The following is a 14061-nucleotide window of genomic DNA, read 5'->3' as shown; positions in this document are numbered from 1 at the left end:
GCGTGGTGATGCAGACGGGTACTTAATTTTATGTCTTTAATTTTTGTTCAGTTGCGAAATAGATTTTTGCATTTGGGCCATCATGGTACTTAGCGTTTCTATACTAGGTTCCGGAGTTGGGTCGGGCAATGCGGTTGAGATGTAAGCTTTAGCTTTCCAGATTTCCAGGATATCTTCCGCTGAAACGGTGTACGGGTCATAGATTCGATTGTCTGATATCAATTTCAAATCCTTGTTCTCTTTAAAACGGTTTCCTGCTCTTTTATAAACAACACCTTCATTTTTACTAATGACAATATAGGTTTCTCCAGTTTTAACATCATTCCAGTTGTCCATATATTCAGCAACAATAATACTTCCTGGTTGTATTGGCAGCATGGAATCTCCCATAATTTCAAATGCTCTGAAAGTCCCTTGTTTTAAAAATGGAAGAGGGAGCTGGAATTTTGGGAGGTCTTTTATGTATTGGGGGTCTGAGAAACCATTAAGATAGCCAGCGCTGGCTTTTACCGGAACCATTTCTATATTCTCGTTATCGTCTTTATCTACCGATATACTTAGTATACGAAGGTTTGACCCCTGGCTTTTTGGCTTCGGTTTCCAGTCATCATTGATGTTTTCGTTAATAAACTCATCTATTGTTAAGTCAAAATATTCTGCTATTTTTTTTAGCAAATCGTATTTCGGTTCAGCCCGGTCTTCTTCATAAGCTCCAATAAGTGACCGCTTAATTCCCATAGCATCAGCGAATTGTTGCTGTGTGTGGCCTTTTTTCTTTCTTAAGTACTTAAGGTTGGATGAAATATTTGACATAAAATAAAAAGTTAAAATAAATTTGTTTTTACTAAAATAGTTAGTATTATTGTGCCAATAAAGTTAGTAATATTTATTCAAATAGCAAATAGGTGTGCTAACTAAATTAGTTTATTTTATTTAAGCTTAATGTTATGAAAAAATTTGTGTACGTGGTAACAGACAGGAACAGAACTAGTTTACATGTGGGGATGAGTTCTGACCTAATTAAAACGTTGGATTTCTATAAGCAAATGCCGTGTTTATTCTTTGATAGTGGGCAGCAGTTAACCAGGCTGGTTTATTTTGAAGAGTTTAAAACGGAGGCTCAGGCATTAAGTCGCTTTAAACTGGTTAGCAGATTTACAAGGATGCAAAAAGAAAGGCTGGTAAGGTCTTGTAATCCGGATTGGGTTGATCTGACGATAGGGTTGGATTTTGAACACATCACTTCCGGGAGGAAGATGGTCAATCAGGTAAACCTGTCATTTGGTATGCTTTCTTAAAGATATGTGCTCTCAAACGTTCTCAATACGCTCTTACGTTCTCAAAGCGCTCTAATTGGTAACAGTACATCTTATCATAATGTACTGTTACCTGAGAGTTTTATTACCAGCCCGGTGCAAAGGTTAAGCCGAATGTACCTAAAGATAAGTCTTTACGCTGGAATGGAATTGCATAGTAAGGTTCCAGTACAAAGGCACCGAATACATTTACCCTTACTGATATACCTACACTCAATGCAGGAACACGTTGGTTTGTTCTCTGATAAATTGGTTTTCCATTTTGATCTAGAATTGGATTTCCGTTCACATCAAGTTTCGGGTCTATATTGTTCACAGGCTGATTTTTGAAAACAATTTTAGAGTCTTCATTCCAGGCTAAACCGGCATCAAAAAATAGATTCAGGTCAGTAAACAGAAAGTTAGAAGGGACTGCCGCTAGTTTTTTCGGACCTGTAAATGGAAGTCTCACTTCTAAATTGAATACGGCCATTTTACTTCCCGACAACTGATTGATGTCGAAGCCGCTATTTATTGTTCCTGAATTGCTATTATATAGCGAGTTCGCTTCATAACCTCTAATGAAGTATGGATATCCTACAAATAAAGGATAAAGGTTTTCTCCTTCTTTGCCCAATCTTAAATAGTTATAGCTTCGTGCGGCTATAGTCACAGGTTTTAAGCGCCAGTATTTTCTAAGGTCAATAGTTGCCGCCGAAAACTTATAGTCACCAAAATACTGTTCCATTCCAACACGGTATCTGAAACCGTCAAGAGGAGCGGCGATACCTGTTATGGAGTTGTCTCCTACAAAAGCAGCATTTAACTGAAAAATAGAGAATTCTTCAAGTCGGGTACCCAGGTAATTGGTTGCCTGATCTATAGGTATTTTTTTCTTGTCGGATGTAATGTAATAACCAATAACGCCATTGCCTAAATCCTCATAATAATTACTGATTCGGTCTACTCTGTAGCTGTAACGGGAAAATGCTCCACCCGCTTCAAAACGATGTACCTTATTGAAAGGGTAAGCGCCAAACAATTGCGCCTGATCTTCAAAGGTTCTGATCAGGTCAGTTCTGTCATCCCATACATTTACTGGAGTTCCATTATTATCTAGTTGAGTTTGCTCCAGACTTCTGAAGCCACTAATGTAAGGAATGTGGGACACTGCAACTCCCCAATTGATTCTGCTTTGCTGATTGATATAACCAACGAGTCCGCCAAAATCATAAATCTCTCCATTAACCGATAGGTTCGCTACGATCTGATTCTGGCCCAATATGTCACTAAACATACCTACAATTCCGCCCTGAACACCAGTTCCAAATCTGCTGGTTGATACACCAACGCCACTGTTAGCTAAATAATCCAGTTTAAACTTAGGTTTGTAAGGAACAAGTCTCATCGAATCGGCCACAGTTTTTTCGAAACGTTCAAAGTTGTTCAGGTTGGCATTTACAATGTCAACTCCCAAACTCTCCATTGGAGGTAGGATGGCCGCATCAAAGTTAACTGCAGTCGGATCTACAGGTTTTGATTTGAATGCAGTGACAGGAGCGTTGTAGAGTGTATAGCGTTGTGAGCGGTAATAGCTATATATAATTTCGTCGTTTCTGGATACCGATATAGCTGGTGAAAATTCCGTAATTCCGCTGATTCCAGTAAAATAATCAGTTAGCTGTTTTACACTGTTGTCAGCCAGGGTGTACTCATATAAGTTTCTGAACCCGTCTCTGTTAGACAAGAAAAATAATCTTTTACTATCACCAGAAAACTGAGCATTAAGGTTGTTCGCACCAGGAAATACAGGTACATCAGTTAATGACTTACTTTCAATGTCATAAATCGTGAGGTTAATAGGGTGTACTGCAGTTTTGTTGTTGGTTATCATAGAAACTCTGTCTGAAGAGAAAGCTATTTTTTTTCCATCTTGTGAGTAAGCAGGAGCATAATCTGAATAAACATCGTTAGTTAGCTGAGTAACCTGTCTGGTTTTAAGATTGTAGGAAAAGATATCACTTTGTCCTTGCACCATACCAGAAAAAGCAAGGTCTTCGCCATTTGGTGACCAGGTCAAGTTTCCAAACTGTGCAACATTTCCCATTTCAGCACGTAAGGCTACGCTTCCGTTATCGACATTGATGATCATCAGTTGGTTTTTACCCTTACTGAAAATACTAAAAGCAAATTGTTTTCCGTCTGGTGACCAGGTGCCGGCAGATTCCAGGAAGTTGAAGTCGTCTATGTGTGAATTGGATACCTGGCTACTCAGTTTTCGGAGTACTTTACCGGTTTTGGCATCGGCGAGAAAGAGGTCTATCCCAAACAAATCTTTTTCAGAGAGAAAGGCGAGATATTTGCCGTCAGGACTGATAGCAGGGGCAACGTTCATGTTACCTGCATTTTTATTATCTATAATTTTTGTTCCGGTAATTCTAATTTGTGAACTATCTGCTTTTAACATAGGACGGTAATGTGATTCAATCGCATTTTTCCATAACCCGGACAATGCTCTGTCGTCATAACCAAAAGTATATCTTAAACCATTTTCGTAACCATATTTAGCTGTTGCTTTAAACAGAGGAACGATAGTCGTATCTCCATAAACGGAACCTACAAATGTCCAGAATGCTTGTCCATAACGATAAGGGAAGTATTTATTAGAGTTTGTCAGATCTTTTAAAGAAGGGATATCTCTGTTTAACAATGCATCGCGCATCCACATTGATGTAAATGCATCGGTTTTACCAACAGAAAGGTACTCCGCCATACCTTCGATCATCCATAGTGGAATCTGACTTATGCTTTCCAGATTTATAGAATCTTTCTCTAAAAGTAAATGATATTGAAAAGCGTGAACAAGCTCATGTCCTAATACGTGACGTGTTTGGTTGTTCAGTTCCATAACCGGCATGATTACCCTGTTTTTAAACGCTTCGGTAACCCCGCCTGTTCCAATTCCAATTTCGCCTTGCAGTGCTGTTGTTTGCTGGAAATCGGGATGATTGTTATAGAGAATGATTGGGTTCTTTTTTACAAAAGTTTCCTTAAATATTTCCTGGTGCATTTTGTACCATGTTTCTGCATCTTCAGCAAATTTTGCGATTAGTTTTTCATTCTGCAGATAATAGTAGATCTCAAAGTGAGGAGTCTGTAAAACTTTGAATTTCTCATTGTTATAGCGCACCTTATTTTGTCCGAAATATTGGGCATGAAGCGCAGCGGTAGAGACTATAAGGATAAAAAGGATGAGAATAGATCTTCGAAGGAAAGTATAGCTTTTATTCATAGGGCTTATATTTCAAGAGTTACAGTTTAAATTTACGCAAAATTGTAATACATAGTTTGTGGCTGGCTTTCTAAGTAGACAACATATTAATAGTACCGAACAAACCTTTAGTTATTCGGTACTATTTTTCTTTTTTTCTCTTTCTTCCTGCCGCTGTTTTCTTCTTTGTTCTCTTTCTTCTTTTTTGGTAAGCGGAACTTGAGTAGCAGGTTGCTTAGGAGGTTCAGGAGTTTTCTTTTCTTCTGTTTTTTGTATTACGGGTTCATTTTGAGTTGGTTGAATTTCTTCTATCGGGGCAACTTCAAAATTTGTAGAATCTACTTCCAGACTGTCGTTAGCCGTTGTGTCTACCTCGTATCTTGGAGTAGGGCAGTTGATTTCTTTCGTAATTTTTACTTTGGCTTTCGGAAATGGGCCTAAAGTATAGCCTGTACTTGGGTCTTTATAAACCTTTTCCATAAACTTAGCGAAAATGGGGAGTGCGGTTCTCGAGCCTTCACCTGTTTCACCATTTTTAAAATGAGCTGTACGTTCATCGCAGCCCACCCAAACACCTGTTACCAGGTCTTTGGTGACACCCATGTACCAGGCATCAACATAGTCGCTTGATGTACCTGTTTTACCACCAATCTGGTTACCTTTTTTCCAAAGATCCCATTCCCATAGTGCTTGTGAAGTTCCTCCTGGTTCTTCCATTCCTCCTCTAAGCATGTAAAGCATTAACCAGGATATTTCTTCTGTCAATACCCTTTTTGTTTTTGCTTTAAACTCTTCTATGATGTTGTCATCCAGGTCCGTTATTTTTTCAACAAGAATCGGGTCTGTTTTTAACCCGCCATTCAAAAAGGTGCCATAGGCCCTTACCATTTCAAAAACTGTAACATCATTTGGACCTAAACTTACAGAAGGAACAGATTCCAGCTGACTGTCTATGCCACACTCGTGCGCCCATTTTACTACATTATCCCAACCTACTTTTTCAGTAACTTGTGCGGTAATGGTGTTTACAGATCTGGCCATAGCCAAACGGAGCGACATTTCACCATAAGTATTGCTATAGCTGGCATTTTTTGGCTCCCAGTATTCCGTTTTTCCTTTTTCCTGATAAGCAATACTTACCGGTTTATCGGTAAATTTATCACAAGGAGACATACCACTTTCCAGTGCTGCCAGGTAAGCAAATGGTTTAAAGGTAGATCCTGCTTGTCTTTTTGACTGGTTAACATGGTCGTATTTAAAATATTTATGATCAATTCCACCAACCCATACTTTTATCTTACCATTGAAAGGATCCAGTGTCATCATCCCGGTATTCATTATTTTGCCATAGTAACGTATGGAGTCCATGGTCGAGAATAAGGTGTCACGGTCGCCCTTCCAGGTAAAGATTCTCATCTTTTTCTTTTTGTTAAACCATGCTGTAACAGAATCAGGGTTATTAGGATATCTTTTTTCGAGTACTTTATAGATCGGTAGGTTACGCATGGCACGATCAGGGTAGTCTACTTTTTTCTTTTCTGAATCTTCCCAGGGATCTTCATTGCCCCAGACACTATAAAAGCGGCGTTGTATAGTCTTCATCTGATCAGCAACTGCTTCCTCAGCATATTGCTGCAATTTAGAATCAATAGTTGTGTAAATCTTTAATCCATCTTCGTACAAGTTGTAGCCATTGTCTTTACACCATTTTTCCAGGTATTTATCTACCGCTGCCCTCAGATAGGAATCTCCATCACTACCTTCATCTACTCTTCCTTCTTTAAGTTTTATAGGGGTATTCTTGTAGGCGTTTAATTCAGCAGTTGATATGTAGCCGTATTTGTTCATTTGTGCTAAAGCAACATTCCGGCGTTCCAGTGCTTTTTGAGGGTTTCTGATCGGGTTATAGGTTGTCGTCCCTTTTAACATGCCTACAAGTAATGCAGACTCAGGTACTTCAAGTTGATTGGCTTCTTTGTCAAAATAAACACGTGATGCAGTTTTGATCCCATATGCATTATTACCGAAAGAAACGGTATTCAAATACATGGTGATGATGTCGTTTTTAGAGTAATTAGATTCCAGTTTTACTGCGGTAAGCCATTCTTTTAATTTAGGAACAATAGTTCTTAGCACAGGAATACGACTTAAGGCACCTTGAGATTTATTGTATCTGGTACGGTAAAGATTTTTGGCTAGTTGCTGCGTAATGGTGCTGGCCCCACGTTTATCTCCTGTGGCTGTTGAAATTCCGCTTGAAAGTAATGAGCGGAAGTCAATACCCATGTGGTTATAAAAACGAACATCCTCGGTTGCCACCAGTGCTTTGATTACACTAGGCGATATTTCATTGAAATTTACGGGTGTACGGTTTTCTTTATAATAACGTCCGATTAATTTTCCATCAGATGTATATAATTCAGAGCCTACGCGAAGTGTAGGTTGTTTGATGTCTTTGTAAGAAGGAGAGTAGCCAAATAACCATAAGAAATTGAGTTGCAGGGCACAAAAGAATATGATGATACAAAAAAGTAAAATGCTTGAATAACGAATATACTTATTGCGAATTTCTTTAAACATGGGGGTAAAGATGAAAAAAACGTAAAACAGTTTGTGTTAAATAGTGTTAAAAGTTATAATGCAAATTAACGTAATTAATTTACTTAAATTTTAGCCTAAATTTATAAAGATTGGCCTTTTATTAATATAAACAATTACTGGTGTTTTGTTGTTCTGGTTTGTTTTTTAATAATAAGTAAAGTTGGATTTAACAATTACTGATCATAAAATAAGAAATGGAAAAAGAGATTAAACAATATCTGGTTGCTCCAGGCGAAAGGGTATCCTTAAATGATTATCATACCAGTTATAGTGGTGATAAAGACAAATTAACTGCAAAGCAAGAGTTGGAAGAGATTAAAGCACGGCTTGTTGATTATCAGGAGACTTTATATGCGGCTGATTCACGATCTGTGCTGATCATTTTCCAGGCTATGGATGCTGCTGGAAAAGATAGTGCAATTCAACACGTGATGACAGGTTTTAATCCTCAGGGTTGTCAGGTGTATAGCTTTAAAACACCAACTTCGGAAGAGTATGATCATGATTTTTTATGGCGTCATTACAAGGCCTTACCCGAGCGGGGACGTATAGGTATACATAACCGTTCTCATTACGAAAATGTGCTGGTGTGTAAAGTTCACCCCGAATATGTATTAAGTGAAAAGATCCCGGGTTATAATGACGTTAAAAAAATAGATAAAGATTTTTGGAAAAGACGGTATGAGAGCATCAGGAACTTTGAAAAACATGTGACTGATAATGGTACTGCTATTGTGAAAATATTTTTGAATGTATCTAAGGATGAGCAAAAGCAACGGTTTTTGGATCGCATCAATGACCCTACAAAAAACTGGAAGTTTTCGTCTTCTGATATCACTGAGCGTGGACTGTGGCCAGATTATATGAAGGCCTATGAGAATGCTATAGAAGAAACTTCAACAGAGGCATCGCCATGGTATATTATTCCTGCAGATAAAAAATGGTATGCAAGATTAGCGATAAGTCATATCCTGGAAGAAACCCTTAAAAAGATGGATCTTATATTCCCTGTATTGGCTAAAGCAGAAGCAGATAAGCTGGCAGATATGAAGCAACAATTGCTGGATGAGGTGTAAGTTTTTAGATAATATATAAGTATTGTATGTTGGTGATGGCCGGATAATTAAGTACATTCGCAGCGCTTTTGGTTCCTGATAGGGCTTACCTATCAGGATTAAAAGGGAATACGGTGTAAATCCGTAACTGTCCCGCAGCTGTAAACTCTGTAACGGTGTTTCAAATCAAGGCCACTTTTTCAACCTTTTAAAAGGTAAGAAATGGGAAGGCAGAAACCCGGGAGTAAGTCAGAAGACCTGCCATAAGCTTTAATATTTCATAGCTTTCGGGGATTGAAGCTAGGGATGAATACCGTTTATCGTATTTCATTTCCTTGATCTAACTGTTTGCTGTGGGTAATGAGCTCACAAACAAAACAATATAAAATGAAAATTAATAACAGACTATTAATTGCAATGAGTGCCGGATTTATCCAGCTAGGTGCTACAAGTATCCTGCGGGCACAGGACGTAGTTAATCTTGATAGTGTAGTCATTTCGGCCACTAAAATTGATCAAAAGCAGTCGCAAACCGGGAAAGTGGTAACCATTATTGGTAGAGACGTTTTAGACCGTAGTCATGGTAGGAGCCTTCCGGATCTTTTGAATGAACAAGCCGGAGTTGTAGTAGGAGGAGGTACTGTAAATTCAGGTGCTAACAAGAGTTTATTTATTCGGGGAGCAGGAAGTGGATATGCTGTAATTTTAATTGATGGTATTCCAATGAATAATCCAGCTAGTATTGGGGCAACGTTTGATTTACGTGCTTTTTCTATTGATCAGGTTGACCGTATAGAAATCCTTAAAGGTGGACAATCTACCATTTATGGTTCTGATGCTGTTGCCGGAGTTGTAAACATCATTACAAAAAAAGGATCTAAGGCTGGAAATAGTGTGTACGGAGTAGGTAGTTTTGGAACATATAATACTTACAAAGGAACTGTAGGTATGAATTACGGTAGTAAGGATTTCTCTTATAATATAGCCTATACCCAAACTAAGACTGACGGTATTTCTGAAGCAGCGAACCCTGAAAATAGCACTGCTATTTTTGATAAGGACGGAAATAAAACTGCAGCGATAAATGCGAACTTTTCCCTTCAGGCTACTGAAAAACTTAGCGTGAATCCATTTTTACGTTATTTTTATGGAAACTATAGTACCGATCTTGGACCTTTTAAAGATAGGGAAGGTACTTATATCAAGTTAAAACATTTCAATGGAGGAGCGAATTCAAAATATGATTTCGGTACTGGCAGAATCAATTTGAATTACAGTTTTGAGAATTCACAGTTGGCTGATCCTACGGGTTTTGTTCCTTTTTCTGAAGGAAAAATGCATTTGGTAGATTTGTTCTATAACCAGAAAATAGGTTCAAAACTAGATGTATTGGTTGGATTGGATAACAGGGCTACGAGATTAAGCACGAGTTTGGTTGCTTCTACCAATCAGTTTAGTACCTATGCATCAGTTTTTATGCATGATTTAAGCATTTTTAACCTCGAAATAGGAGGACGTTACAACAAAGCAAAAGCATATGGTGAAAATTATACTTACAACATTACCCCATCTATTAATATCATTAAAGAAATAAAACTTTTTGGAACCATATCTACTGCGTTTAAGGCACCTAACCTGGATTATATTTTCTCTCCCTATGGCGGAAATTTAGATCTGGTACCGGAGGAGTCTAAGAATTATGAAGCAGGTGTGAATTTCAGTTTTTCAGATCAAAAGTATACGCTTCGTGCTTCAGGATTTAAACGTGACCTGACCAATGCAATTGTTTATGTGGGCAATGGATACATCAATCAGCTAAGCCAAAAAGTTAAAGGTTTTGAAATAGAGCCGGCAGCACAAATTGGGATTTTAAACCTGAGGGGATATGTGGCTTACGTAGAAGGTAATGAATATACCTATTTAACCAGTACGGTTATGGACTATTTATTCCGCAGGCCAAAAAATATCTATGCGATTAATGCAGGTGTTCAGGCAACTAAGGACTTTTTCGTCAGCGCTAACTTTAAATACAATTCAAAAAGTTATGATGGAGATTTTACGACAATGAAAGTGGTTGAACTACCTGCTTATAAGCTACTGAGTGTTTATGCAGAATATACATTGATTAAAAAACAACTTAGGTTATTTGCAGATATGAAAAATGTGCTGAATGAAAAGTATACCGAAATATATGGTTACAATAGCATGGGCTTCAATATGAATGCGGGACTGAGCTTTACCATTAAATAAGATAATTGATTCAATACTCTTTAGCCCTTTTTGCATTTTGCAAAAAGGGCTTTTTATTTTAAATGTTTTGTGGTAGCCAAATAATGGGTACCTTTGCATCGCTTTTGGTTCCTGGTAAATTTAAACTTATCTGGATTAAAAGGGAATATGGTGTAAATCCATAACTGTCCCGCAGCTGTAAGCTCTATAAAACGGTATTCAAATCGAAGCCACTTTTTAACCTGTAAGGGTTGAATGGGAAGGCAGGGTACCGGGAGTAAGTCAGAAGACCTGCCACTCGCATTATGATTTCATAGCTTTCGGGGATTGAAGCTAGGAGTGAGTGCTTAATTATTGTATTTCATTTCCTTGATCTAACTGTTTGCTGTGGGTAATACTCACATCAAAATGATAAGAAACAAACATGCCTTTAGGGGCGTAAATTGTACTTTATTGGCTTTTATTGCCATGATATGCATTGCTGTTTTTGTTCCTGTATTGCTACAGGCCCAAACAGGTATGGGCAAAGCTGATTCTTTAAATAGGGTAAACGAGCTTAAGGAAGTTCAGATAAAGCACATTAAGATTAGCCGTCGACAAACTTCTTCCACACCTTTACAAATATTATCGGGAAGGGAACTGGGAAAACTGAATAGCTTATCGGTTGCGGATGCAGTACGCTATTTCTCTGGTGTGCAATTAAAAGATTACGGTGGTATTGGTGGATTAAAAACTATCAATGTAAGGAGTATGGGCAGTAATCATACTGCAGTGTTTTACGATGGCGTACAATTGGGAAATGCACAGAACGGGCAGGTCGATCTGGGGAAATTTTCACTAGATAATATTGAGGAAATAGAGTTGTATAATGGTCAGAAAAGTACAGTATTTCAATCAGCTAAAGGCTTTGCTTCAGGAAGCTCCTTGTATCTTAATGCAAAACAGCCAGTTTTTGAAAATGGACAATCAGATCATCTGGCAGCTACATTTAAATCAGGTTCTTTTGGTTTAATTAATCCTTCAGTACGTTGGCAAAAGAAAGTAAATGACAATGTATACAGCTCGTTAAGCGGGGAGTATAAAAACGCAAATGGGAAATATAAATTCCATGATACCAACGGTACATATGATACTACGTTGGTTAGGAAAAATGGAGACATAGAGACTATGCGATTGGAGGGTGGCTTGTACGGTAAATTGGCCGACAGTAGTGTATGGAGTGCTAAGGTTTATTTTTACACTGACGAGCAGGGTTTGCCTGGAGCAATAGTTAACAATGTGTATGACTTTAGTCAGCGGTTATGGAACCGGAACTTTTTTGTTCAGGGTAACTATAAAAAAGACGCAGGTAGGTATAATTTATTGGCCTCAGTAAAATATGCTAATGATTACTCCCGATATCTGGATCCAAATATTGTTAAGGATGAGGGATTAACCAATAACATTTATAAGCAACAGGAGTTTTATGCAACTTTGTCTAATCGGTACAAAATCAACTCCCTATGGGATATTGTTTTGTCTGCAGATTACCAGCACAATACATTAGATGCTAATTTATACCGCTTCCCGTATCCTACCAGACAAACCGTGCTTATTGCACTGGCCACTGAAATTCATTTAAACAGGTTAAATATTCAAGCCAACTTACTAGGGACACTCGTTAATGATGAAGTAAAGCAATATTATTCTGCTGGTAATAAGACTGAGCTTACGCCGGCTGTAATGGCCTCCTGGCAGCCTTTTGGTTCAAAGGAGTTTCGTTTACGTGCATTTTACAAGCATATATTCAGGATGCCCACTTTTAATGATTTGTATTATACATTCATTGGCAGCACCTTTCTTAAACCTGAGTATACCAAGCAGTATGATGTAGGTTTTACTTACATCAAATTGTTTGAAAACAAATGGCTAAATCAGATCAGTATACAGTCCGACGCTTATTACAATAAGATAAAGGATAAGATTGTTGCAGTACCTGGGGCAAATCTGTTTAGGTGGAGTATGCAGAACTTAGGGAGTGTAGAAGTAAAAGGATTGGATGTAAATGCACAATCTAACTGGGAAATTACCACGATGTTAAAGGCAAATGCAGGACTTACCTATACCTATCAGCAGGCACTTAATGTAAGTAATGTTAATTTGAACTATAAGCATCAGGTTCCATATACGCCAATACATAGCGGTTCTGTAATAGCCGGGCTGGATTATAAAAATTTAAGCTTTAACTATAGTTATATCTATACTGGCGAACGCTATGACCAGAGTGCAAATATTGCTGTTAACTATGTTCAGCCATGGTATACTCACGATATCGCTTTTCAATATCAAAAACAAATTAATCAAAAAAACATCCGGTTTCTGGTTGAAATAAATAATCTGCTTAATCAGACTTATGCAGTAATTACCAATTTTCCAATGCCCGGTAGATCGTATCGTTTCACACTATCTTATTCTTATTAATTATGAACAAAGGAAGTCTATATTTTTTAAGCTCTATACTGCTTTATGCACTAATATTTAGTGCTTGCAGAAAGGATTTAGAACCTGTAAAAGACGACAAAGAAATCCTTGTCCCAGAGCCATCAGCTGAATTAAAGGGGTTTTACTTACTCAATGAAGGGAACATGAATATGAATAAGGCTTCATTGGATTATTTTGACTTCAATTCAGGTTTATACAGCAGAAATATTTATAGTCAGGCTAATCCTGAAGTTGTAAAAGGTTTGGGAGATGTTGGGAATGACATCGCTGTATATGGGGCTAAGCTATATGTAGTGGTTAATGTATCGAATAAGGTAGAGGTGTTGGATGCTAAAACAGGTAAAAAAATCAAGCAGATTGATGTGCTTAATTGTCGTTACATCACCTTCAATAGAGGTAAGGCTTATGTAAGTGCTTATTTGGGTGAAGTTGGTGATCCTAAGGCACCACGAGGGGTAGTGGTATGCATAGATACAACTACTTTAAGTGAGGTGAAAAGGGTGGATGTTGGCCGACAACCTGAAGAAATAGCTATTGTTGGTGAAAAACTATATGTAGCCAACTCTGGTGGTTATAGCCCTCCAAATTACGAAAGAACAGTTTCGGTAATAGATCTAAATACGTTTAAAGTCGTTAAAAATATTGATGTGGCTATTAATCTACATCGTCTTAAGGCTGATCCGTACGGAGATTTATATGTGACTTCGAGAGGGGATTATTACGATATCGCTTCCAAACTTTTTGTAATTGATACCAAGACGGAAACTGTTAAGAAAACCTTTGATATAGGCGTAAGTAATTTGACTATAGACGGGGATAGGGCTTATTTCTATAGCACAGAATTTAGTTATCTAACTGGTGAGAATACGATTAGTTACGGCATACTGAATGTAAAAGACGAGGTGTTAACGACCCAAAAGTTTATAATGGATGGGACAGATGAAAGTATTATGATCCCATATGGAATTGCTGTTAATCCGGTTAGCAAAGATGTATATGTAACAGATGCCAAAGATTATGTTTCACCAGGCACCTTGTACTGTTTTGATAAAAATACCGGAAAAAAGAAGTGGTCTGTCGAAACCGGGGATATCCCCGCGCATATCGCATTTGTTTACAGGTAAGATCA

General features: G+C 37.9%; 8 protein-coding genes and 2 riboswitches. Of the genes, 5 read left to right on the top strand and 3 right to left on the bottom strand.

The window, feature by feature from the left end; genetic code table 11:
* Nucleotides 1–36: 36 nt before the first annotated feature.
* Nucleotides 37–813 carry a LexA family transcriptional regulator gene (locus R2Q84_RS02830; RefSeq protein WP_316815011.1) on the bottom strand — a complete coding sequence of 259 codons (777 nt, stop codon included), beginning with the start codon at nt 811–813 and terminating at the stop codon, nt 37–39.
* A gap of 134 nt (nt 814–947) precedes the next feature.
* Here R2Q84_RS02830 and R2Q84_RS02825 point away from each other — a divergent pair, with 134 nt between their 5' ends.
* The gene (locus tag R2Q84_RS02825) at nt 948–1298 is read left to right on the top strand and encodes a GIY-YIG nuclease family protein (RefSeq protein WP_316815010.1); all 351 of its coding nucleotides are present in this window, start codon (nt 948–950) and stop codon (nt 1296–1298) included.
* A gap of 103 nt (nt 1299–1401) precedes the next feature.
* Here the strand turns inward: R2Q84_RS02825 and R2Q84_RS02820 are convergent, their stop codons facing one another.
* Together R2Q84_RS02820 and R2Q84_RS02815 are read right to left on the bottom strand one after the other, a co-directional pair.
* Entirely contained in the window at nt 1402–4587 is a 3186-nt protein-coding gene (locus R2Q84_RS02820; RefSeq protein ID WP_316815009.1) for a basic secretory protein-like protein, read from the bottom strand.
* Between the two features lie 111 nt (nt 4588–4698).
* Complete coding sequence (locus R2Q84_RS02815; protein ID WP_316815008.1) at nt 4699–7146, bottom strand: penicillin-binding protein 1A; 2448 nt, start codon at nt 7144–7146, stop codon at nt 4699–4701.
* Nucleotides 7147–7361: 215 nt separating this feature from the next.
* Here R2Q84_RS02815 and R2Q84_RS02810 point away from each other — a divergent pair, with 215 nt between their 5' ends.
* From R2Q84_RS02810 to R2Q84_RS02795, 4 genes are all read left to right on the top strand, one after another.
* Nucleotides 7362–8243 (top strand): polyphosphate kinase 2 family protein, encoded by an 882-nt coding sequence (locus tag R2Q84_RS02810; protein WP_316815007.1) that lies wholly within the window; start codon nt 7362–7364, stop codon nt 8241–8243.
* Between the two features lie 52 nt (nt 8244–8295).
* A riboswitch (cobalamin riboswitch) is annotated at nt 8296–8503 on the top strand.
* A gap of 106 nt (nt 8504–8609) precedes the next feature.
* Nucleotides 8610–10472, top strand: a complete 1863-nt coding sequence (locus tag R2Q84_RS02805) for a TonB-dependent receptor plug domain-containing protein (RefSeq protein ID WP_316815006.1) — start codon at nt 8610–8612, stop codon at nt 10470–10472.
* Between the two features lie 88 nt (nt 10473–10560).
* A riboswitch (cobalamin riboswitch) is annotated at nt 10561–10765 on the top strand.
* Nucleotides 10766–10859: 94 nt separating this feature from the next.
* On the top strand, nt 10860–12911 hold the full coding sequence (locus R2Q84_RS02800) for a TonB-dependent receptor plug domain-containing protein (RefSeq protein ID WP_316815005.1): 2052 nt from the start codon (nt 10860–10862) through the stop codon (nt 12909–12911).
* Nucleotides 12912–12913: 2 nt separating this feature from the next.
* Nucleotides 12914–14056 carry a YncE family protein gene (locus R2Q84_RS02795; protein ID WP_316815004.1) on the top strand — a complete coding sequence of 381 codons (1143 nt, stop codon included), beginning with the start codon at nt 12914–12916 and terminating at the stop codon, nt 14054–14056.
* Nucleotides 14057–14061: the final 5 nt, after the last annotated feature.

This window comes from Pedobacter nyackensis, assembly GCF_032678475.1.
GTDB lineage: Bacteria > Bacteroidota > Bacteroidia > Sphingobacteriales > Sphingobacteriaceae > Pedobacter > Pedobacter nyackensis_A.
Note: the sequence above shows the minus strand (reverse complement) of the source record. Positions and strands in the feature narration are given on the sequence as shown.

What these genes read in the sequence shown, in the direction of transcription:
- R2Q84_RS02805 (WP_316815006.1), top strand. Translation starts at nt 8,610, where the DNA reads ATGAAAATTAATAACAGACTATTAATTGCAATGAGTGCCGGATTTATC.
- R2Q84_RS02825 (WP_316815010.1), top strand. Translation starts at nt 948, where the DNA reads ATGAAAAAATTTGTGTACGTGGTAACAGACAGGAACAGAACTAGTTTA.
- R2Q84_RS02830 (WP_316815011.1), bottom strand. Translation starts at nt 813, where the DNA reads ATGTCAAATATTTCATCCAACCTTAAGTACTTAAGAAAGAAAAAAGGC.
- R2Q84_RS02810 (WP_316815007.1), top strand. Translation starts at nt 7,362, where the DNA reads ATGGAAAAAGAGATTAAACAATATCTGGTTGCTCCAGGCGAAAGGGTA.
- R2Q84_RS02820 (WP_316815009.1), bottom strand. Translation starts at nt 4,587, where the DNA reads ATGAATAAAAGCTATACTTTCCTTCGAAGATCTATTCTCATCCTTTTT.
- R2Q84_RS02800 (WP_316815005.1), top strand. Translation starts at nt 10,860, where the DNA reads ATGATAAGAAACAAACATGCCTTTAGGGGCGTAAATTGTACTTTATTG.
- R2Q84_RS02795 (WP_316815004.1), top strand. Translation starts at nt 12,914, where the DNA reads ATGAACAAAGGAAGTCTATATTTTTTAAGCTCTATACTGCTTTATGCA.
- R2Q84_RS02815 (WP_316815008.1), bottom strand. Translation starts at nt 7,146, where the DNA reads ATGTTTAAAGAAATTCGCAATAAGTATATTCGTTATTCAAGCATTTTA.